The following is a 22,204-nucleotide window of genomic DNA, read 5'->3' as shown; positions in this document are numbered from 1 at the left end:
TCTAACGATCGATTAATTGTGCAACCATGAGCGCTTTCCCAACGAGTGTTCCTTCATTAAACACCTCTACATCCACTCTACCAAATTTACGGCTTGCTTCCAAAATGCGCGGTCGAATTTCGATCGTGCTTTCTATTTGTATTGGTTTAATAAAATAAATCGTAATATTTTCGACGACGAGGTCCCCACGTTTCTGTTTCTTTAAAATCCGACTCCCTGCTTCAGTTATAAGCGTTGTAATGACACCGTACGAAAGTGTTCCGAGGTGGTTCGTCATTTGCGGTGTTACTTCACACTCATAATGCACTTCACCATTGTCTTCGACATCTTGCATTTGTCCCGTAATTAAATCCGTAAACGTTTCTCCCATTTGCGGTTGTTGCTGCATCGTCTGTGTTGCTTTTAACACGTCTTGTCGGCTAATAATTCCAACAAGCCGATGTGACTGGTTGATGACAGGAACCATTTCAATTCCTTCCCAAATCATCATATGCGCTGCTGTTGCAACGGACGTCCGCTCGTTAATCGTTAACGGATTTTTCGTCATAATTCTTTCAATCTGTCTTTCGTCACCAGCATTTATGACATCTTTCGTCGTAACGATCCCGACAACTCTCATATTACTATCGACGACAGGATAACGGCTATGTTTCGTATCTTCATGATGTTGATGCCAGCGATCAACTGTATCACCAATATATAAAAAGCGAGTGCTTTCAATTGGCGTTAAAATATCACTAACTTGTACAATCTCTTTTTTTATCAGTTGGTCATAAATTGCACGGTTAATCATCGTACCGACAGTAAATGAATCATATGAAGTCGAAATAACGGGAAGCTCAAGTTCATCTGCTAGCTGTTTCACGTCGTCATTCGCATCAAAACCTCCCGTAATCAATACGGCTGCGCCTGCCTCAAGGGCTATTTTATGCACTTGATCGCGATTCCCGACAATGAGAAGGCTGCCCGGATCAACATACCGCATCATCGCATCAAGCTTCATTGCACCGATGACAAACTTATTTAACGTTTTATGAAGCCCAGCCCGTCCACCGAGAACTTGCCCGTCAACAATATTAACGACTTCAGCAAACGTCAGCCGTTCAATATTTTCTTTTTGTTTCTTTTTAATTCGAATCGTCCCAACGCGTTCAATCGTGCTAACAAACCCTTGATTTTCCGCTTCCTTTATCGCACGATAGGCTGTCCCTTCACTCACGTTTAATTCTTTTGCAATTTGTCTCACTGAAATTTTATCCCCGACTTCAAGGTTTTCAATAAATGCTAAAATTTGTTCGTGCTTCGTCATTGGTTTGCTCATATTCTTCATCCCATTCATCTGTATCATTGTTTACATTATACAAATGAATACAGCTAAGGGCAATCTATGCATCATAACTTCGCTCGCGTTCATGCTCCTCTTTCGTTAAATCTAGTACAGATATCCGCTTCGATTCAGCGTATAAAAAAGCAGCTAAATTTCCGCCAATTGCTAGTAACGCAAACATGAGCCAAAGTAAACTAAAATACTGCGGCATACCTGAAGCATTAAACGGTAACCGCGGTAAAGCATAATACAATAAGGCTAAAACGGATAAAATGGATAATAACCATCTCTGTTTCATTGAAACTTTCCCCCTCTTGTATAGATTGTTCACTTCTCGTTCATACGGATAGTCTCGCTAACCATTGTAATTGGTTACGTAGGAAGACTAAGAACGCCACATATGGCTCCGTCTACATGATTCACTTCCTGTTGTGGGTCTAATTCTCGCTTTTCCAAGTGTCAATCGTCCGTCATTCGCTGCACTCAAACGCACGATAAAAACTTTATAAGTCTCGCTTTATTATATGAATGAAAAAAAAAATTGATGTTCATTCACTCAATTCTGAAAATTAAGTGTTATGCTAATTTTAAGTAAATCATAAAGGGGACATGACATTATGGCAGTAAAAGCATATACGACGACAATTCCCGAAGGTTTAGAAAAAATTGTTTTTGCACAAATTGGGTTACAAGCGAAATCGATTGAAGAATCTGCAGAGTTCGCTGCTAAAATAACCGAAAGTTTTACGCTTCCGCATGCTCCTATTCATGTTGATCAAGCACAATTTACGGATATTGCCGACTATGAAAATCGGCTTTTCATGGTGTATTGGCGTGACGTTGATGAATTTGAGAACTGGCTTCTGCAGGCGGATGTGCAAGAATGGTGGAATGGTAAGGGGTTAGAAGGAAATATTGGTCTCTATCACGAAGTTACAAAAATACCAGTCACCCATTTTGAAACCATTCATTCGATGCAAAATAACAATAGTGGTGTGACACACTTTCTGAATTTAGAAGGAACAAAGGAACATGCCTATTGGGGTTCCATGCGAAAACGAATCCAAGCATCGAGCATGAATCGCCTTGACAACTCAATTGAAAAAATTGAACATACGAAAAAAGAAACGCTCGGCAAACATTTAAAAGTAATTCCGCCAAATAACATCTGTTTAATTCGAACAGCCCAAGACTGGACACGATGCAACGATGAAGAAAAGGAAACGTATTTAAGCCTCGTTGAGCCAGCACTACAAAAATCTTATCATTATTTAAATACGAACCAAGAAGAAAGTGGCTGCATCAATCCGAAGTTCGTTCAAGAACTTGATGAAAACGGCAACCCTGTTGAAAAAACGTGTGTCGTTTCTTTCTTTCTATCATTAAAACATTTAGAAGATTGGACACATCACCACCCGACACATATTGCGCTTTTCGGTACATTTGCTGAAATGTTAAGAAGACATAACCTCTCTGTACAATTATCACTTTGGCACGAAGTGTCTGTCTTACAATCTGACGAAGTAGAACTCGAATATATCAATTGTCATTCCGATACAGGTTTATTACCTTATTTTAAAACAAAAGAAATGTCATACATGTATAAATAGCGAAAGAAGTGTAGCATCTCATCATAGACGCTACACTTTTCTACTATTATAACGTAATCGATTCACCTGGTTTAAGTGCTACCCCTTCAATGCCATCTAACTTTTCAATAAACACATTTGGATCTTGTTCAATGACAGGGAACGTATTGTAATGGATTGGAACGACCGTCTTTGCGCCGATCCATTTTGCTGCGACTGCTGCATCTTCAGGCCCCATCGTAAAGTTATCACCAATTGGTATGAACGCAAGATCAATATCGTTCATTTCGCCAATTAATTTTAAATCTGAAAATAAACCTGTATCGCCTACATGATAAATCGTCTTTCCTTCAGCTGTAAACAAAATACCTGTCGGCATACCCGTATAGACGATGGTTTGAGTTTCCTCTTCTGTATAATGTGAGCTATGAAATGCTTGCGTTAATTTCACTCTGCCAAAATCAAATTCGTACGCACCGCCGATATTCATTCCATGAACGTTAAGTCCTTGGAACCCTAAGTATGTCGCTAAATCTGCCGTTGCTACGACGAGCGCATCGTTGCGCTTCGCAATTTCAACCGTATCACCGACGTGATCGTTATGCCCGTGTGTTAATAAAATAACATCACACTCAACCGTGTCAGCATCTAAATCTGTTTGAGTATTTCCATTAATAAACGGGTCAATTAATATTTTCTTTCCATTCGTCTCAATCATAACGACTGAATGACCATGAAAACTTACTTTCATTTTTTTTTACAACATCCTTTCTATTTGGTATACCTTTTACTTACACAAAACAAGTTTCTTTCCCTGCTCTATTTTTTATTTTTTAGTATCTCTTCTGCAGACCGATAAGGCAAGCCATGCGCTTCGGCAACCGCTTTAAACACGACAGAACCGTCAAGTGTATTTAACCCTTTTAAAATAGCCGGATTGTCTAAGCTTGCTTGTTTATACCCTTTATTTGCAATTTCCAAAGCGTATAATACGGTTGCATTCGTTAATGAAGTCGTTGATGTTCGAGGCACAGCACCAGGCATATTCGCAACCGCATAATGAGTAACACCGTGTTTCGTATATGTAGGGTTATCATGTGTCGATATCCGATCGGCTGTTTCAAAAATTCCGCCCTGGTCAATCGCGACATCAATAATAACCGAACCAGGTTGCATTGATTTCACCATCTCTTCTGTAACGAGCTTCGGTGCTTTTGCTCCTGGAATTAATACAGCTCCGATAACGAGGTCCGCCTCTTGTACTGCAGAAGCGATATTGTATGGATTTGACATTAACGTATTAATGTTTGAACCAAAAATATCATCAAGCTGGCGAAGTCGCTCCGCACTTAAATCGATAATCGTCACATCTGCACCTAGGCCAACAGCAATCTTCGCTGCGTTTGTCCCAACAACTCCTCCTCCGACAATCGCAATTTTGCCTCGTTTCACACCAGGCACACTACCGAGCAAAATCCCTTTTCCACCGTACGTTTTTTCAAGAAATTGTGCACCAATTTGCGGCGCCATACGTCCAGCAATCTCACTCATCGGAGTAAGCAATGGCAGCGTACCATTCACTTGCACCGTTTCATAAGCAATCGCAATAATTTTTTTATCCATTAACACTTTCGTTAATTCCGGAAACGCCGCTAGATGAAAATACGCAAAAATCATCAAATCTTCACGAAAAAACTGATATTCTTCAGGCTGAGGTTCTTTTACTTTTAGAACCATTTCAACGTCCCACGCTTCGGCAGCCGTCTCAACGACTTCCGCACCAGCCTGTTCATACTCGTCATTTGAAAACCCCGCATTTAAGCCTGCATCTTTTTCAATAATAATATGATGATTTTGTTCAACTAGGATCGAGACACCTGCGGGCGTAATCCCCACTCGGTTTTCATTATTCATAATTTCTTTCGGAATTCCAATTCTCATAATCATCCACCTATTTTTTTGTTAGTCAAATTTATTCTACAACACTTCGCGAATCGAAAAAAGCTTTTGCCAGGAAGTAGCAAAAACTTTTTAACGTATTTTTGTTAGAGGTTATCGAAAGACAAAATGAACTAGGTCATACACATGACTCGTCTACTCGTCACATCGTATCTCATTTCAATAAAAGATATTAAGCAGATGTCCATTTGAAATCGGAAAAAGATCAGATTTGGGCATTCAATTTCCCTATTTAAGGAATAATACTGAAACAAATGTTGAATTAGATTTATTAAACGATTGAACAAATGAAGACAGCCATTGGAATCCGGCTGTCCTTTTTTAAAAATAATGATTTGCACACGTTTCTAATCAGAATTCCACACCCATGTATATAATTCATTAGTGTCTGTAAGCCAGCGAATTTCTAAATGGGTAAGATGTTTGAATGACTTATTTTGCAATTGGTCGACAAGTGAATCAATCGTAGCTCCCTCCGACAAATTCATTTCTTTCAGAAGAGCGTTCATCGCTTTTTCCGCTTGTGCACCGTGATATTTTCGATTATTTTTCACATATGTATATTGATTCGGTCTATGAAATTCAAACTGTTCAGAAGTATCGTTTTTACTAACAACAGCAATTTTTAACGTAAACGTAGACGAAAGAAACTGATTGTTCGTCGCAATTGGAACTGCAAAAAGCAAAAAGAGTAAACTAGCAATCCATCCCGTTTTCATATACTCACCTCGTTATTAAGATGAGCGGCTTTCCTCTCCTTTATTCACGTTCGGTAACGATGAACGACTTCGACGCCACCTGTCACATCGATAACAGCGCCCGTGATCATATCAGAATTTTCTTGACATAAAAATGAGACGATTCGTGCAATATCTTCCCCTGTACCAGAACGGCCAATCGGTGTTTCATGATCAATCGTTTTGCGAGCGTCAGAAATCGCCGCTTCCTTCATATCACCAACGATATTCCCAGGATTGATCATATTAACGGTAATGCCATTCTCGGCTTCTTCATAAGCGAGCGTTTTAGTTAATGAAACGAGTCCAACCTTCGCCGCACTAAAGCCTGAACGATTCATCCATCCCGGAGCACTGTTCGCCCCTTGAAATCCGTACGTAATAATTCGACCAAATTTTCGCTCTCGCATGTCCGGAATCATTAACTTCACGAGATGAAAAACCGCGCTTAAATTTCCTTCGACCATGTTGTACCATTCGTCGTCTGTATAATCAACGAGCTTCTTACGTTCAAAAATATACGGACCTGCGTTGTTAATCAACGTATCAATCGTTCCAAACGCCTGAACAGCTTCATCTACCATCCGAACGATATGTGCTTTTTTCGTAATATCCCCTTGAACAAATAACAATCGATCGCGATATGGGGCCCATTCACGTTTGAGTTGCTCAACGGCTTCTGCATCAGTTCGATAATTTACCGAAACGCGAAAACCATCTTGCAACAGGTGTTCACACACTTTCTTCCCCAAACCTTTTGATCCAGCGGTAACGAATGCATGCCTCATTGTAACCCTCCTTCTTTTATCTTACATGAAAGCCAATCACGACTTCAATTTTTTTAAGCATGATTATAAGAAATAAGAATTTCGACATTTTGTTACTATTTCTTGTTTATTGCTTACAAATGCAAGGGAAAAAGGATATAGTAAAGATAATCAAGTCTTAGTAAAAATTGAGGAAGGATGATGAAAGTGTACAAAAACGTGTTGATCGGACTAGATGGATCCGATCAGGCAAGCGCTGCTTTTGAACGAGCCGTAAAAGTTGCAAAAGCCGAAGGAGCAACGCTACATATTGCCCATGTCGTTGACACGCAAAGTTTAACGACAATCGATCAATATGCTCCGTACAATGTCTCCATCACAGACGCTCAAAACTACGGAGAAAAGTTAGTCGACGAGTACATCGAAAAAGCAAAAGCAGCCGGCCTTGAAAACGTAAAGAAAGTACTGGAATCGGGAAGCCCAAAACGAGACATCCCAGGTAAAATTGCAGAGGATCACAACATTGACTTAATCGTCGTCGGTGCGACTGGACTCAATGCAATCGAACGCTTTTTAATCGGAAGCGTTTCGGAAAATATCGTTCGCCGTGCCTCATGTGATGTATTAATTGTAAGAGAACAAACCGAAACAGAATAAATTGAAAAAGCCAGCAATGTTAATGTGATTAGATTGCTGGCTTTTCCTTAAAACGCAGAAAAGTATTGGAATAGACCAAAAATAAACAGGAGGCACACACGTTTAAAAAGAGCGTGTGCCTCCATTTTTGAGTTTCAATACTCAGAGAGTTCTTATCAGTGTTCTCCTCATTGGAAAAAATTCATGAAGGTAGGTATACTCATGCATACGTTTTTAGTGTTTTGTTTGTAATGACATATCGTTAAACACTTCAAAACACCTACAAATGTTATTTGATTTCCCGACATTTTTTTGGAAAAGTTAAAAAAGAGACAAATCTTTATCTTGATAAGTAAGGTCTATTCATCATATGCAGACAACAAAAAAGAGGAATAATAGAATTAGTAATCTTATAAAAAAGGCAATAATTGCAATGTTCACTTTGTCGCTGGTCTTAATTTATGCATTTAGCACAAACTCAGCAAGTGCTGCTGGTGGAATTCATGAGTTGGAAAAAACTTTTGACCTCAATTGCGAACCCAAGTGCCAGGTGCTGATCTATTTTTTACAGCCTAGACCTTTAAAACAAACGTGCCTGATGTGGTTGCACCGGGGGAAGAGTTCCAATTAACAGTGTCCACAGTTATAGTAACTTTTTCAATAGATACAACTAGAAATGATATCCTCCTTTCTTTTGATTTCAAAAACATCAACAAGCAGTGATACTGATGACAAAGCAAAGGCAAATCTGCTCTAGGTGGAAAACTACCAAAAACGACCACAAGCGCAGAAAAACCACCGAATAAACTAAAACAATCTAGAGGCACATGTTCAAAAAAATCGTGTGCTTCTTTTGTTTTTCTTACAAAAAACAGCACGTTTAAATAGCACAACAATGAAGCGCTCTCTTTACGAAGTTCATTCATTCGTTCATTTCGATCGTTTGCCGAGTCCGAAACCAAATCCACAAGTCATTGATGACCGATGCCAGTTCGCTAATTTCTCGATTTAAATGACAAGAAACTGTAAAATCTTCTTCATGCCCGAGCTTTTCTTGCTTTTCATTAATCAAGGCTTCAAGTTCGTTTATCCGATCTGGAATCGTTCCGCGAATCGTTTCCCACTCGAATAAAATACGCGCTTGTGTTTCACGTGAATACATTTCCCATTCATATTTCAAGTGCGGCAAGCAAATGCCGAGTCGTTCGTCGTAAACAAACTCATACGTCATGAGTTGTTCATTCCTTTCTATTCTGTAAACGTTCCTGCAGCAATCGTTTCGTATAAAACTTTTGTGCGATTATGGCCACATTTTTTAATGAAGTATAATTGACCGTTGCACCGAGTACCATGCGAATGAGCGGAAGTCCTGTAGTTGTTTTCTTTCGTAACATGCGGATGACAATTACTTTTAAGACATGTCTCCATTGACTTTCAAGCCAGTTGCGATCAACGATTGAATCATCGGTTTCATACAAGTAAGGGTGTGAGAGCTTTTCAATTTCACGTTCCGTTGCTTTCCAAACAAAATAACGATGATAGGTTGGTGTCAATGCGGCATGCAACACTTTTAATGAAATAAGCGTTTCTGTCGGATGGCTAATCGTATAGCCGTGACTGAGCGCGATGAACTGAATGGTTCGCATTTGTTGGATGATCATTAGGGGAAAATCGAGGCTTAATAGCAATAATCCGCCAGTACCTGTTAAGCTGCCATGCACTAATGAGCGAGGCAATTCTTTCTTTGCCTGTTGTTCAGCTAAGGCCATGATTTGTTCAATGGGTAATTGAGCGATATCATGCAATGTTTGAACCGATTGATCAAACATACGAGCTTCGTTACTTATTTTTTCGATCGCTTTCTGTTGCCATTTCGGAGATTGCGCAAGTGCTTGGATAAAAAATAACATAGTATCGATTGATTCAAAGAAGCGACTTTCTAATTGCTCTTCTGGCTTAATCGTCCTTGCTTTTGCTTTTAAAACATTTTCTTCCCAACGAATAATGTCCGCGTAAATTTTGCGTTCTCGTTCTGTTAAGCTCATTTCACACACCCCACCAAAAAAGCTATGTCGTTATATTTTCTTGAAACCAACGATCCATTTTTAAGATCGTTTGTGATAACGCTTGTTCATTTGTAAACGACGGTAATGCAGCAATCAGAACTTCTTTCGGTGCACGGGCCTCTTTCCCCTTCTTTTGTAGGATAAAGATACTTTTTGCATTTTCTTCTTTTTTAAACATTGTAGTGGGCAATTGAAGTAACCCTTGAATATGTGTATGTTCCTGTAAAAATAATTGTAGTTGTTCGGCATCATGCTCAAACAGCCCATTTGGAATTAAAAACATTAGAATTGCATTTTCTTTTGCGTGGCGAACGCTTTGTTCGATTAGTAAATGATGGATGTACGAATGTCCTGACTTGGCACGTAATTCATAATCCTTCGCTACTTCATCATTCGGATAGTATCCGACTGGCAAGTCAGCGACTACAACATCTACCGGATCAACAAATAACGGCTGCAGTGCATCGCCGTGAAAAAGTTCAATCTGATGTTGTTGTAAATTTGCATTCACATACGCTAGTTTTAATAACGTCTCATCAGCTTCGACACCGTAAGCACTCGTTTCAATGTTTTTCGGTAAACCGTTTAAAATTGTAGTCAATAAATTTCCAGTACCAACGACAGGATCAAAAATTCGTAGCGACTGCTTCCCTTTCGTCCATTTCGTAACTATATACGCAATAAACAAAGATACCGCATCAGGTGTCATTTCATGATGAGGCTGAACTGCTTCTTTCATCCCTTTTAAAATTGCCAGTTGCATTGTTTTCCGTATTTCTTCGTTCGAATACTGTTCAATATTTACATACTTGTACAGTTCTTGCAACCGTTTCTCACTCGTTTCACTTATCGACTCATCAATGTGTTGATAAAATAAATGTTCTCCTGTATGAATAATCGCTTCTAAATATGGAATAGAAAATTCGTTTTGTAAAAGCTGCGTACTTTCATCGATGACTGTAAATAATGTTTCAACTGATGACATGAGCGACTGCCTCCAAACTCGTAAAGTAACCTCGTAAATTGACGACGTCAAAAACATAATTACACTTATGCAAGTAGGTTAAAATCTTTATATTTTCCTACCTGCTAAAAAAGCTTCGATGCCTTTTTTCATCGAAGCTAAAACTCTATATTTATATTATCTTAACATTTAATCTGCTTTCCTTGCAGCTTCAATCGCCGCGTCATAATTCGGATGATTCGTCACCTCATTGACGTATTCGGCATATGTAACGATTCCATTTGAATCGACAACAAAAACAGCCCGCGCCAGTAAGCGCATCTCTTCAATTGCAACACCGAATGCTTTTCCGAATGAAAGATCGCGATGGTCTGACAATGTTACGACATCATCAAGACCAGCACTACCACACCAACGTTTTTGAGCAAACGGTAAGTCTACACTCACGGTCAGCACTGTTACATTCGATAGTGTTCCGACCTCTTCATTAAATTTACGTGTCTGCGCCTCACATACGCCTGTATCTAATGAAGGCACAACGCTAATCAAGCGAACACCTGTAAAATCTTCCAACGTCTTATTTTGTAAACCGTTATCCAAAACTGTAAAATTCGGTGCTTTGTCGCCAACTTTTACTTCAGATCCGATTAAAGTTACCGAATTCCCTGCAAACGTAACGTTCGCCATGATCATCCCTCCAATGATTAATTATCTCTTAGAGGTCTGTACATAAGATGTACATTCATCTTACCTTGTTGCATGTGAAAGTTTCAACTTAGAATTACTTTTTCGTATGAATGACCCACGTATCCGCAAAAAAATCATGTACACCTTGCTTCGTTGGCGAAAAAGCAACCCATACGTAAACGAGCCCGAAAAGCGATTTACTTATAAAACGCCCTATGACTTCTCGGAAAATGACCGTTCCCCATGAAAGATTCATACCATGAAATGAAGTCACTTTAATCCCAAGTACCATTTTTCCTAATGTTTGATTAAAAAACTTCGTCATCAATGCAAAATAAGTAAAAAAGATGAGACTCGTTGCGATCGCTTGCACTGAAAAGAAACTCGACTCCGGCAAATCAAAAACCTTCACAATCGGATATACGATAATTCTGTTCAAGCTCGCAATGATGAGTAAATCGAGTAAGTATGCCCAAAAGCGTACCCAAAAGCCTGCGTATACAGAATCGCTCTCATTTTGTCTTTCCAATTCATCAATCATATTTGTTGGAGAGGTTAGGTCCATTTTTTTCACCTCTACTCTGCATATAAGTACATCAAACGTGGAGAATTTGATGTTGAAATCAGTTGTCGAATTCCGAGTAAATCAAACTCCGAACTGAACATTTTTTGCGCCGTCATTTGAAAAAAAGAACCGAAGCCGAAAGCAGATTCATATTGAATTACACCGAGATTTTCATTACCGATCTCTTCTTTAATTGCTGCGATCGTATCATCAATATCACCGAGTTCATCAATTAAACCGACATCTTTTGCTTGATATCCATCATATATTCTTCCGTCTGCTACTTTTTTCACTTGTTCTTTCGACATATTACGACCTTCTGCAATGATTTTAACGAAATCATTGTATGCATTGTCAACCATAGATTGAAGAATCTCGCGTTCTTTCTTCGTCATGTTTCGAGATCCTGAACCAATATCTTTATACGGTCCGCTTTTTATCGTTTCAAAATCAATGCCGATATTTTCAGCTAAATCACTATAGTTGATCGTTTCCATAATGACACCAAGTGAACCAGTCATCGTCGTCGGATTCGCAAATATTTTTGTCGCCGGCGCTGATATGTAATAGCCCCCAGAAGCAGCCATGCTACCCATTGAAACATAGACAGGTTTCTCTGTAGTGATCAACGCTTGAACCTTTTTATATATTTCTGCACTTTCAACGACACCACCGCCAGGCGAGTTTACACGCAAAATAATTCCTTTTACTGAATCGTCTTCTGCAGCTTGTTCTAGCATATTTAACGTTAATCGATGGTGGTAACCCGCTTGTGCGAGCAAAGGAGAGGCACCTAAATCTTGAATAACACCATTGACTTCAATAATCGCTACGCGATCAAAGCTAGTGCCTGGTTCAATCGTTCGCTCTGTAACTTCATACTCATCCATCGCAAATAAACTTTGTTGGAAGGAAGCAAACTCACCAAACGCTAACGAAAATGCAAATTTTACCATAAATGAAACGATAAAAATTCCCGCTGCAATTCCTAGAGCAGCCCATCTTTTTGCGTTCATAAGAACCCCCTTGTCTTTTCTAATAACTAATACTGTGATGTCATCATTCTTTTAGAAATTTATACTCTTCATTAAAAGACATCAATGTGATAATGCTCTGAAGTCCCACTTTGTCCATATCAAGCGGGCGCTAGAAACCTAATAACATTAAGTAATGATATAAGCAAACTACGAATGACATCATAGAACAATGTTTGCTTGACCCACATTATGTGAGCCCTAGCGTCACACAAACATATTATATATTACCATATTGTAACGATCGAAAAAAGAGCGGGAAGACCCGCTCTTGTTAGCCAATGATTATTAAATTATTGACGTGAAGACATTTGACTTTGTGCTTGTTGCACTAATCGTTTTGTAATTTCTCCACCAACTGAACCGTTCGAGCGAGATGTTGAATCTGCTCCTAAGTTCACACCGAATTCTTGAGCGATTTCATACTTCATTTGTTCTAACGCCTGTTCAACTCCTGGAACAAGCAATTGATTTGAATTGTTATTAGCCAAGGATTTCACCCCCTTGGCTATTATGATTTGTAAAATAAGCTGAAACATACTAATTTTTGTTTGGTAATCACGACCAACGATGGCAATTCTTAAAACAATTCATCGACTGGCGATTCCATCTTTTTTTCAGCTGCAAACGTTAGCATATCAGTCGTTTCAACTGCTTTATTGATTAATTTTTCGACGTCAAGAGCTTGCTCATATGCGATTGCACGCTCAACTTTAGGCTTCGTTACGGGATGCGTCGGTAAAAAGATCGTGCAACAATCTTCATACGGACGAATTGAAATGTCATACGTGTTAATTTTTTTTGCAATGTCCATTATTTCTAGCTTATCCATTGAAATAAGTGGGCGCAGCACTGGCATCGACGTCACTTCATTAATCGTATGCATACTTTCAACCGTTTGGCTTGCAACTTGCCCTAAGCTTTCCCCTGTGACGAGTGCCAAAGCACCTCGCTTACGAGCTATTTTTTCTGCAATCCGAAGCATCATACGCCGCATGATCGTCATAGAATAATGTTCGGGAACATGCCTTTTAATTTCTTGTTGAATGTACGTAAAAGGCACGACATGAAGTTGGACGTTTACCCCACAATTGGCTAATACATTAGTTAAGTCTTCGACTTTTTGCTTCGCCCGTTCACTCGTATATGGAGGGCTATGAAAATGAATGGCTTCAAGCGTTACACCACGTTTCATTGCCAGATAACCAGCAACTGGACTATCAATTCCTCCTGATAACATGAGCATCACTTTACCTGAACTTCCGACTGGCAATCCACCCGCCCCTTGAATTTGCAGTGAACTGAAATACGTCCCATCGCTTTTTACTTCAACACGGAGTTCTACGTCTGGTTCGTGGACATCGACTTTAATGTTTTTATAATTTTTCAAGATGTGTGCTCCTAACAGACGATTTAACTGTTGAGAGTCAATCGGGAACGGCTTAAACTTTCTCCGCGCCGATACTTTGAATGTTTTAACTTCAGCTCCAGCCATCGCAATCGCGCTTAGTGCCACCCGCTTCATGTCTTCGATATCATTTTCAGACTTTAATGCGACACTCATAGACTGAATCCCAAAAACAGTTTTTAATTTTTTTACGATTGGTTCATAATCTGTTCCATTCAGCACAACATATAACTGATTGTAAGAACGCTGTAAACGAACATCCGGAAATTGTTGAAGCAATGGTCGAATGTTACGAATGAGTTGTTCTTCAAAGCTTTTACGGTTTTTTCCTTTTAATGCAATTTCACCAAATCGGATCAAAATGTGATCATATTCCATTATGATCCTCCTATCCATTGTTTTTGTTCACGCAAATGATGAATAAACATTTCGCAGTCTGCTTTTTCCGTATGAAAAGACATGCTTACTCTCAATGCTGATTGGGCGCGCTCTTTATTTTCTCCAATCGCCAAAATGACGTGGCTCGCTTCACTTTGTTTCGATGAACAAGCTGATTTTGTCGAAAGCGAAATTCCTTTTTTGGAGAGCGCATGAATGAGCACTTCTGGTTTGTACCCCGGGAGCGAAAAGTTTACGATGTGCGGGGCTGAGTGCTGCTTCGGTGTATTTAAAATCAAACCTTCTATTTGCTCAAGCTCATTGATTACATATTGTTTCAACTCGTACAACTTATCCACATTCGCTTTTTCAAAGCTTAATCGAATCGCCTTCGCGAGTGAAACGATACCTGCTACATTTTCAGTACCCGATCGGAACCCGTTTTCTTGACCCCCGCCGTGTAGAAGTGGTGTTAATTTTAAGCCTTCGCGGACATAGAGCAGTCCAGTCCCCTTCAGCCCATGAATTTTATGACCTGAAACTGTACATAAATCAATATTCGCTTCATAGAAACTTAGCGGTACTTTCGATAGTCCTTGCACATGATCGACGTGAAAAATAATTTTCCGTTCTGTCTTTAAAAACGCGCCGATCTCCTCAATCGGTTGAATTGAGCCGATTTCATTATTGACATGAATGATCGAAACTAAAATCGTATCGTCTCGTACCGCTTCTCTCACAGCTTCAGCAGACACAAGCCCATTTTCATCAACAGGTAAATAGGTCACGTCAAACCCTAACGTCTCTAAAAAACGAAACGCTTCTATACTTGAAGGATGTTCAATCTCTGTCGTAATCATGTGTTTTCCTCGTTGATGAAACTGAAACGCAACACCTTTTATCGCTAAATTATTTCCTTCAGTTCCGCCCGAAGTGAACACGATCTCCTGCGGTTTCACATGAAGGTATTTTCCGATTAATTGACGTGCCCGTTCAATTAATCGTTCTGTTTCCCACCCTTTTTCATGTAAAGAAGATGGGTTGCCATAAAATTTTTCAGACACTGTCGTAAACGTTTCTATCACTTCTTTGTAAGGTTCTGTCGTTGCACTGTTATCTAAATAAATCATTCAAACTTCCCTCTTATTAGACGATTTCAATGTCTATATTCAAGCATAATTATAGGACGGTTGTAAAGGAATGGACGTTTCGTGACAGTAAAAAACACTCGGTGTTTCGTTTCCCCGAGTGTTTTTACGATTTGACGAGTATCGAGAGCTCAATCTCTTCCAATTCAACATTGATTTTTTTCAGTGCGTCTGGATCGATCGGTTCGATCGCACGTGCTGCGATTTCTAAAGCATCAGCATATAAATAATTTCGAAATGCTTCTTCTGCTTCTTGCAATGCCTTCGCAATCGAAGGATCACTGCTTTTATAACGATTTCCATATTGGATTAATTTTTCACTTAATAATGATGTTTCGATCATGTCTTCCGTATCCTTCAAGCACAACTCAACAACTTTTAAAGCTTGCTTTAAAGCATAATTGATTGCTGGGATATCAAGCGGGCTTTCTTTTAATTTCGCTTCAACTTCAGTTACTTTCTCTTCCGCTTCCTCCACAGAAACGAAGTATGTATCAGGAACTCCCGGTAAATTGTATCGCTCAATTAGTCGTTGCGCATTAAACAATTGTTTCATTAACAGCTCGATTGTTTCTTTCGCTTCAATTTCATCTTTTCTTAAGTTCGCTAACATTTCAGCATAGTCTTCGCTTAATGTTTGCAATTCTTTCAGTTTTTCATCGATTTCTTCCAGCATATGCTGAACGGTCGTATACGATTGTTCTTTCTGCTCCAAAGATTCTTCTACCGTTTCAAATCGTGCGACTAGCTGTTCTACCCGTTTTTCTAAATTTACTTGTGACTTTAAGTCTTTATCATCAATTCGATAGCGCTCCAAAATCGTTTGAACTTCGTTTTTCAATTCCGAAATATTCGTTTGTAGCACTTCAAGATCTTGTGTCAGCTTTGTTTGCTTTTCAATAACCGCTTGCTTCGCTTCAACTTCTTTTGCAAGTAAATCGTATAATGCCTCGACTCGCTCATTGCATTCATTTACTTTCTCACCTGTAGTCGAAAGATCATCCGCTTCGACTTTTTTCAATTCTGCTTGAAGAATATCACGTATTACATCCAGTTCTTTTTGAAAAGAACGACGCTCTAAAATAAAGTCTTTCCTTTCCATTTCGTCAATATCTCGTTCTAGCTGAGCTATTTTTTTCGGTAATTCTGACGTCAATTGGATGCGAAACTCTGGGATTTTTTCAAGCTTTACTTTTATTTCATCAATCATTTTCTGTGTAGAGACTAAAATTTCTTCTGCTTTCGGGTAATTTCCGTCTGCATTCGCATCTTCGTATTGAGCTAAACTTTCATCGACCTTTTGAAATTGCTCTTCGATAATTGCGGCCGCTTTTCCAAAACTGGGGTAATGCGAAAGTAAAAATTGTTTTGTTTCGTTGTATTCAGCCTGTAATGTGACGATCTGAATTTTACTATCTTCTTCACTTCTTACCCACTCGTTAACTTCTTTTAAAATCACTTCAATTTTTTCTTCAATTTTATGTAATTCGTTCTCAATCGCTGAAAGCGTCTGTTTCGCTTTTCGAAAACGATATTTATCCGAAGCCTCTTCAGCATCGATTAACGTCTCTTCTATGTCGGGCAGCTCAATCGCAATGATTCGTTCCCACTCACTTCGCCAATGTTCAAAACGCTTTTCCGTTTCTCCAATCATATGCAACGATTTCACTTTTGAAATTTCATCTGAGATGGGTCGATTCAAAATTTCGATTTTCCAAAGACTGAGGCGGTCGACTTCTCGATATATTTTTTTACGTATTAATGCACCTATAATGATAAAAACTGTAAGCAGCACGACAATGCCAATAATAACTTTCACTGAAAGCACCCTTTCCGAAACGTGCATCCTTCAAAGTGATAAAACAAAGCAACCTGTGTATAGTAAAATGACAGGCTTCTGTTTCAGCATGTCAAGTATCCGTTGATTATTCAAACACACGCTAAAAATTGATAAGTGTCGCTACCCATTAGTGATTTATTAGGCAGGCAGACTAAGTACGCCACGTTCGAGACACCCGATAATGATTCGAGGATGTATTGTTCTCGGTTTACTCTTTAGTACAGCATACTCGACGGAGCATTGTTTGAGTCCTGTGGCAACATTTGCATGACCCACTTATGTGAGCCTAAACCTCGCTTTAAATAAAGTCTTCGTCTTTTTCATAATATCTTGCTATTATGATACCATGTAACCACTCATTTGAGTATCGGTTTCCTACATTTTTTGTCAAAATTCTCTTTTAATTGTTGGATTTTAATAATAAAAGGTGGGATAATAAATGATCCGTTACGATGGACACGTACATACTCCTTTTTGTCCCCACGGGACAAGCGATTCTTTTGAAGCTTACATAGAACGAGCGATTGAACTTGGCATTCAAGGGTTAACGTTCACTGAACATGCACCGCTTCCTTCTTCATTTATTGATCCGACTCCTGATCAAGATAGCGGAATGCGCCTTATCGATATGGATGCATACGTTGAGACGTTAACGAGGTTAAAAAAAGACTTCGAATCGAAAATCACTATAAATATTGGTCTTGAAGTTGATTATATCGAAGGTTTTGATAGAGATATACGGGCATTTCTTTCAAAATGGGGAAAATATTTAGATGATGCGATTTTATCCGTGCATTTTTTACACTTTCAAAATGATTATTTTTGTTTAGACTTCAGTCCAGAAATGTTTGCTCAAATTGTTGAAAAAGCGGGAACCGTTGATGCTGTTTATAAAAAATATTTTCATACTGTTAAACAGTCGATACTCGCAGACTTAGGAGAGCACAAACCGAGAAGAATTGGCCATATGACACTCGTGCGTAAATTTCAAAAGCAATTTCCTTATGAAAAAACGAACAAAAACGCAATCATGGAAATATTAGACTTAGTCGAAATTAAAGGGTTTGAACTCGACTATAATGGGGCTGGTTTGACGAAACCGCTATGCAAAGAAGCTTATCCATCCGGATGGATTATTAATGAAGCGGTCAAACGTGGCATTCCACTAATTTATGGTTCGGATGCACATAGTGTAAAAGGATTAGGTCAAGGCTTTCAACAACTTTATTTGCACGATAAAACGACAGTTCCGAAAGGATTGAAATAAAGCAACAGGCTCCCAACAAACTTAAGGGAGCATGTTGCTTTCACATTATCCAACATCTGCTTTTTGCTTCTGTTTTTCATGGCATGAAAATCGTTCGTCAAGCCATTGAACGATATACAATCCATATTTCCGTATAAAGTACTGTTCAGTTGGTGAAAGATGAAAAATTTCTTCAACGTATTGCGGGTTACTAAACGGCATCGTAATCATCCCTTTTAATTGGATGATCGTGAAATCGAGATCACGTTTCGTCAATTCACCTGAACGAAAACCTTGTTCAAACAACTTTTGCCAATAAAACTTTTCTTTCCGTAAGTAAATAGCCATAATCTCTCTTGTCAACGTAGAGTCGATCGTCGTTTCACGATGAACAAATCGAGCAAGGCGGCTATTTTCCTGTTGATAGTTAAGCAAGTCAAAAATCGATTTACGAATACAGTTTCGAGTTGAAAGTGTATCGCTTAATTCATAGGCATTTTCTAAAACTTTGATATACGCTTCGAAAAAAGATTCCATTAAAGTTTCTAGTAAACCTTGTTTCCCATTAAAATAATAGGAAATCAGCGAGACATTTACATTTGCCTTTTTCGCGATTTCTCTTACAGACGTTCCAGTAAAACCTTTCGTATTGAACAATGATACGGCTGCGTTACAAATATTTTGCCTCGTCATTCGTTCATCCATATTTATCCCACCTAATTTCATTCTACTAGGAGTCGCTTGTCGTTATTTATATTTTCCACCTTTTAACTACAAATTCCTAGCAGAATCGTACGACAAATTGCAACTAGATTCCTACTCTTCATGTAGAAGATTGTCGCTAGAAGTGGATGAATCTACTACGATGCGGTTTTTCCCGGAACGTTTCGCTTCATAAAGCGCCTGATCAGCACGATTAAATAGTTTTGTCACTGTATCTTCGGATTTTTTTGCACTCCAATACGTCACTCCTCCCGAAATCGTAACGGAAGGGCTTGTACTCTGTTGCACAGCTTTTACGAGTCGTTTCGCAATTTTCAACCCTTTGTTCACATCGACAGATGGCAAATAAAGTGCAAGTTCCTCACCACCCCATCGTGCAGCAATATCTGTTTCTCGTTTATTCTTCAAGATAATATTAGCGACTTGAATAATGACGTCATCACCTGTTAAATGTCCGTACGTATCATTCACTTGTTTAAAATCGTCAATATCAAATAAAATGAACGTCCCCAAACAGTCTTTTTCCATCGATTCGTTAATTTTTTCGTCCAAATAATTTCGAGAATATAAACGTGTTAATTGATCCGTAATCGCTAATTGTTCCATTTCTTCGTGTAGCATCGAGTTTATAAATGCTAAAGTGAAATGATAGATAAGTGATTGGAGCAATTTAAACTGCTCAAATGTAAAATAATAGGGATCATGATGCAAGACAATCGCAGCGCCTTTCAGCTCTCGATCATGGATCATCGGAACTGCCAAAAGTGATTGATACATTGACTCGATATTTCCATTTTTCATATCGGTAATCATAAATGCTTCTTTTCGCTTTTTCACTTCTTCACTTATTTTAACAACGAGCATTTCTGAATTTTTCTCAAAAAAATATTCACTAGAACCCGTTAACGTTTCAATTTCGCCGTAGCGATTATAAAAAAAGAATCCGACTTGCTCAGCTTGAATGGATGATTGAATTTGCTTCGTCATATACTCCACTGTATCCGTTAAACGAAGATTAGAATTTAACGTATGGGACGTTTCGTTCAGCAAATTAAGATCATCAAGCCGCTGATTTAATTGTTCTTGAAGCCGTGCCTTTTCAAACGCATTACCAGAGACATCCGCTAAATGTTTCAAAATTTCAAAATCCGCTTCCTCTATCACTTTCGATGTTGGCAATGTTAACTGCAAAACACCATACATTGCTTGCAACCCTTTTAAAGGGATATGCAACATGCGCTCATCGTTTTTTTCATCAACTTGAATCGTTCCCGTTTGATATGCTCGAAATGCTACTTCATTTTTGAACTTAATATTCCGCTCAAAATATGCAATTGGCAAATCGGTATATTGATTGTCTTCATGTGTTAATAATAAAAACATGCGAGATTCGGGATAAAAATCTAAAAGGGCTTGAATAAATTCGCTCAATACTTCATTCGATCGTGATATAGAAAGAAGTTTTTTCGTTAAGTGAAACAAACGCTCAAATTCATTATTATGGATATAAGTCTCTTTATGATGACTCGTCACGGCCTTCACCTCACTCTAGCAAGCTATCACCATACGTTCAAAAGTCCTACTTCTATCATACTACATTTTAGTTGCTTCGTGTTTTTTATTTCAAGTATAATCCTTAAAGCGTTTTTCATGTTCTTGACTCTTATCAAAAAAAAACCTATACTTAAATTTGTGTAAAATAAGACAGCTAGCGTAAACTTCGTTTGAGTTCATTTTATTTCTCATTCTATTGGGTCAATTATGAGTTTTAAACTTTTTGATCCGCGGCTGCGAATGAGTGAGGTGCACTGTGTAACTTCTCGCTGTCGAAGTGAAGGTGTGTGAAAATAAAATGGGCAAACGTCGGGATTACGAACACTGTTTCTGTTTTACAACAAAACAAGTGATTAAGGAGGAGCTTTCATGGCTCGTTATACTGGACCAACTTGGAAACTTTCTCGTCGATTAGGTATTTCTTTAAGTGGCACTGGAAAGGAACTTCAAAAACGTCCTTATCCACCTGGACAACACGGACCTAATCAACGAAGAAAGCTTTCTGAATATGGACTACAATTACAAGAGAAACAAAAATTACGTCACATGTATGGGTTAAACGAGCGTCAATTCCGTCGTACATTTGACGAAGCTGGAAAAATGAAAGGTGTTCACGGTGAGAACTTCATGATTCTTCTCGAATCTCGCCTTGATAACATCGTATATCGTCTTGGCTTAGCACGTACGCGTCGCCAAGCTCGTCAACTCGTAAACCACGGTCATATTCTCGTTGATGGTCAACGCGTTGACATCCCATCATATCGTTTACAACCAGGTCAAACGATTAGCGTTCGCGAGAAATCACGAAACTTAGATATCATTAAAGAAGCACTTGAATTAAACAGTTTCGTTCCTGACTACTTAACATTTGATCAGGAAAAATTAGAAGGCACATTCACTCGTTACCCAGAACGTTCAGAATTGCCTGCTGAAATTACGGAAGCGTTTATTGTTGAGTTCTACTCACGTTAACTTTTACGCAATGCATACTGTAGTATTGAAAGCCTTAAAATCCTTGATATATCAAGGTTTTGGGGCTTTTTTTGGATTGTAAGATAATGCATGATTTGGGGCTATTTTAGGGGGTAAATTGGGGCGATTTTGGGACTAGATTAAATCTAGGTCCAAGACTCAATTTAATGACCAAAGTGTATTGAAGAGCATCTTCAAATAGCCTTCATCTAATTTTTGGCAGGCTTTCTCATACTTTTTATTGTCCGCGTAGGCACGTAACAGTTCGTTTTTCGTTGCTCTAGCTAATTGAATATCTGAGAATCGAAAGATTGCTTTAACAGCTTCACGAAAGGTTTTGGAATCCTTTTTAGGGATAATACTTAAGATGTTTCGCATGAAATGCACTTGACATCTCTGCCAGGAAACACCTGTGAAAGATTTACGAATCGCTGATACTAACCTAGAATGAGCATCAGAAATAACAAGTTGTGTGTCAGACAACCCGCGATTTTTCAAATCATCAAAGAAAGTGGACCAAGATGCTTCACTTTCACCATTTTGAATCATGAAACCAACGATTTCACGATCACCTTCATCTGTTACACCGAGGGCGATATGACAA

The 22,204-nt window shown here is 38.8% G+C and carries 23 protein-coding genes and 1 pseudogene; 4 read left to right on the top strand and 20 right to left on the bottom strand.

The features are described from left to right. Position 1 precedes the first annotated feature (1 nt). Together ABU914_RS02850 and ABU914_RS02845 are read right to left on the bottom strand one after the other, a co-directional pair. Positions 2–1,321 (bottom strand): DRTGG domain-containing protein, encoded by a 1,320-nt coding sequence (locus ABU914_RS02850; RefSeq protein ID WP_379668247.1) that lies wholly within the window; start codon positions 1,319–1,321, stop codon positions 2–4. A 64-nt stretch (positions 1,322–1,385) separates the two neighbouring features. Then, positions 1,386–1,625, bottom strand: coding sequence for a hypothetical protein (locus tag ABU914_RS02845; protein WP_379668246.1), 240 nt, complete (start codon positions 1,623–1,625; stop codon positions 1,386–1,388). A gap of 319 nt (positions 1,626–1,944) precedes the next feature. Between ABU914_RS02845 and ABU914_RS02840 the strand changes: the two genes are divergently transcribed. Beyond that, on the top strand, positions 1,945–2,937 hold the full coding sequence (locus ABU914_RS02840; protein WP_379668245.1) for a phenylacetaldoxime dehydratase family protein: 993 nt from the start codon (positions 1,945–1,947) through the stop codon (positions 2,935–2,937). 46 nt (positions 2,938–2,983) lie between these two features. On the opposite strand, the gene ABU914_RS02835 is transcribed toward ABU914_RS02840, so the two are convergent. The 4 genes from ABU914_RS02835 to ABU914_RS02820 all read right to left on the bottom strand — a co-directional run bounded on the left by ABU914_RS02835 (position 2,984) and on the right by ABU914_RS02820 (position 6,400). Next, complete coding sequence (locus tag ABU914_RS02835; RefSeq protein ID WP_379668244.1) at positions 2,984–3,667, bottom strand: metal-dependent hydrolase; 684 nt, start codon at positions 3,665–3,667, stop codon at positions 2,984–2,986. 68 nt (positions 3,668–3,735) lie between these two features. Next, positions 3,736–4,857, bottom strand: a complete 1,122-nt coding sequence (ald, locus tag ABU914_RS02830) for an alanine dehydrogenase (protein WP_379668243.1) — start codon at positions 4,855–4,857, stop codon at positions 3,736–3,738. A gap of 365 nt (positions 4,858–5,222) precedes the next feature. Beyond that, positions 5,223–5,594, bottom strand: coding sequence for a hypothetical protein (locus ABU914_RS02825; RefSeq protein ID WP_379668242.1), 372 nt, complete (start codon positions 5,592–5,594; stop codon positions 5,223–5,225). Positions 5,595–5,638: 44 nt separating this feature from the next. Further along, the gene (locus tag ABU914_RS02820) at positions 5,639–6,400 is read right to left on the bottom strand and encodes an SDR family oxidoreductase (RefSeq protein ID WP_379668241.1); all 762 of its coding nucleotides are present in this window, start codon (positions 6,398–6,400) and stop codon (positions 5,639–5,641) included. Positions 6,401–6,577: 177 nt separating this feature from the next. On the opposite strand from ABU914_RS02820, the gene ABU914_RS02815 reads away from it, so the two are divergent. Then, the gene (locus tag ABU914_RS02815; RefSeq protein ID WP_379668240.1) at positions 6,578–7,036 is read left to right on the top strand and encodes a universal stress protein; all 459 of its coding nucleotides are present in this window, start codon (positions 6,578–6,580) and stop codon (positions 7,034–7,036) included. Between the two features lie 551 nt (positions 7,037–7,587). On the opposite strand, the gene ABU914_RS02810 is transcribed toward ABU914_RS02815, so the two are convergent. The 11 genes from ABU914_RS02810 to ABU914_RS02760 form a co-directional block, all read right to left on the bottom strand. Next, on the bottom strand, positions 7,588–7,941 hold the full coding sequence (locus tag ABU914_RS02810) for a hypothetical protein (RefSeq protein WP_379668239.1): 354 nt from the start codon (positions 7,939–7,941) through the stop codon (positions 7,588–7,590). Continuing rightward, on the bottom strand, positions 7,938–8,246 hold the full coding sequence (locus tag ABU914_RS02805) for a hypothetical protein (protein WP_379668238.1): 309 nt from the start codon (positions 8,244–8,246) through the stop codon (positions 7,938–7,940). The genes ABU914_RS02810 and ABU914_RS02805 overlap by 4 nt, the downstream gene beginning before the upstream one ends. Before the next feature lie 7 nt (positions 8,247–8,253). After that, the gene (locus ABU914_RS02800; protein WP_379668237.1) at positions 8,254–9,060 is read right to left on the bottom strand and encodes an EcsC family protein; all 807 of its coding nucleotides are present in this window, start codon (positions 9,058–9,060) and stop codon (positions 8,254–8,256) included. A 22-nt stretch (positions 9,061–9,082) separates the two neighbouring features. Then, positions 9,083–10,066 carry a class I SAM-dependent methyltransferase gene (locus tag ABU914_RS02795; protein WP_379668236.1) on the bottom strand — a complete coding sequence of 328 codons (984 nt, stop codon included), beginning with the start codon at positions 10,064–10,066 and terminating at the stop codon, positions 9,083–9,085. A gap of 168 nt (positions 10,067–10,234) precedes the next feature. Next, the gene (tpx, locus tag ABU914_RS02790; RefSeq protein ID WP_379668235.1) at positions 10,235–10,732 is read right to left on the bottom strand and encodes a thiol peroxidase; all 498 of its coding nucleotides are present in this window, start codon (positions 10,730–10,732) and stop codon (positions 10,235–10,237) included. 94 nt (positions 10,733–10,826) lie between these two features. Then, positions 10,827–11,297, bottom strand: coding sequence for an RDD family protein (locus tag ABU914_RS02785; RefSeq protein ID WP_379668234.1), 471 nt, complete (start codon positions 11,295–11,297; stop codon positions 10,827–10,829). Positions 11,298–11,308: 11 nt separating this feature from the next. Next, a complete protein-coding gene (gene sppA / locus ABU914_RS02780) occupies positions 11,309–12,313 on the bottom strand; it encodes a signal peptide peptidase SppA (RefSeq protein ID WP_379668233.1) in 1,005 nt (334 codons plus the stop codon). Between the two features lie 311 nt (positions 12,314–12,624). Continuing rightward, complete coding sequence (locus tag ABU914_RS02775; RefSeq protein ID WP_379668232.1) at positions 12,625–12,822, bottom strand: alpha/beta-type small acid-soluble spore protein; 198 nt, start codon at positions 12,820–12,822, stop codon at positions 12,625–12,627. Positions 12,823–12,911: 89 nt separating this feature from the next. Further along, the gene (thiI, locus tag ABU914_RS02770) at positions 12,912–14,117 is read right to left on the bottom strand and encodes a tRNA uracil 4-sulfurtransferase ThiI (protein WP_379668231.1); all 1,206 of its coding nucleotides are present in this window, start codon (positions 14,115–14,117) and stop codon (positions 12,912–12,914) included. Then, positions 14,117–15,247: a cysteine desulfurase family protein gene (locus ABU914_RS02765; protein ID WP_379668230.1), complete on the bottom strand. Its 1,131-nt coding sequence runs from the start codon at positions 15,245–15,247 to the stop codon at positions 14,117–14,119. Before ABU914_RS02765 ends, thiI begins: the two co-directional genes overlap by 1 nt. A 124-nt stretch (positions 15,248–15,371) precedes the next feature. Next, positions 15,372–17,084: a septation ring formation regulator EzrA gene (locus tag ABU914_RS02760; protein WP_379668229.1), complete on the bottom strand. Its 1,713-nt coding sequence runs from the start codon at positions 17,082–17,084 to the stop codon at positions 15,372–15,374. A gap of 463 nt (positions 17,085–17,547) precedes the next feature. On the opposite strand from ABU914_RS02760, the gene hisJ reads away from it, so the two are divergent. Further along, on the top strand, positions 17,548–18,372 hold the full coding sequence (gene hisJ, locus ABU914_RS02755; protein WP_379668341.1) for a histidinol-phosphatase HisJ: 825 nt from the start codon (positions 17,548–17,550) through the stop codon (positions 18,370–18,372). A gap of 45 nt (positions 18,373–18,417) precedes the next feature. Here hisJ and refZ read toward each other — a convergent pair whose 3' ends face one another. Then, positions 18,418–19,056 carry a forespore capture DNA-binding protein RefZ gene (refZ, locus tag ABU914_RS02750; RefSeq protein ID WP_379668228.1) on the bottom strand — a complete coding sequence of 213 codons (639 nt, stop codon included), beginning with the start codon at positions 19,054–19,056 and terminating at the stop codon, positions 18,418–18,420. 111 nt (positions 19,057–19,167) lie between these two features. Next, positions 19,168–20,607, bottom strand: a complete 1,440-nt coding sequence (locus tag ABU914_RS02745) for a sensor domain-containing diguanylate cyclase (protein ID WP_379668227.1) — start codon at positions 20,605–20,607, stop codon at positions 19,168–19,170. 390 nt (positions 20,608–20,997) lie between these two features. Here ABU914_RS02745 and rpsD point away from each other — a divergent pair, with 390 nt between their 5' ends. Then, positions 20,998–21,600: a 30S ribosomal protein S4 gene (gene rpsD / locus ABU914_RS02740; RefSeq protein ID WP_379668226.1), complete on the top strand. Its 603-nt coding sequence runs from the start codon at positions 20,998–21,000 to the stop codon at positions 21,598–21,600. A gap of 172 nt (positions 21,601–21,772) precedes the next feature. Here rpsD and ABU914_RS02735 read toward each other — a convergent pair. Then, positions 21,773–22,204 (bottom strand): annotated as a pseudogene (locus ABU914_RS02735) (IS256 family transposase); the annotation flags it as partial.

The organism is Pueribacillus sp. YX66 (assembly GCF_041725775.1).
Lineage (GTDB): Bacteria > Bacillota > Bacilli > Bacillales > UBA6769 > Pueribacillus.
The sequence above is the reverse complement of the archived record's forward strand: the minus strand, read 5'-3'. Positions and strand labels throughout refer to the sequence as shown.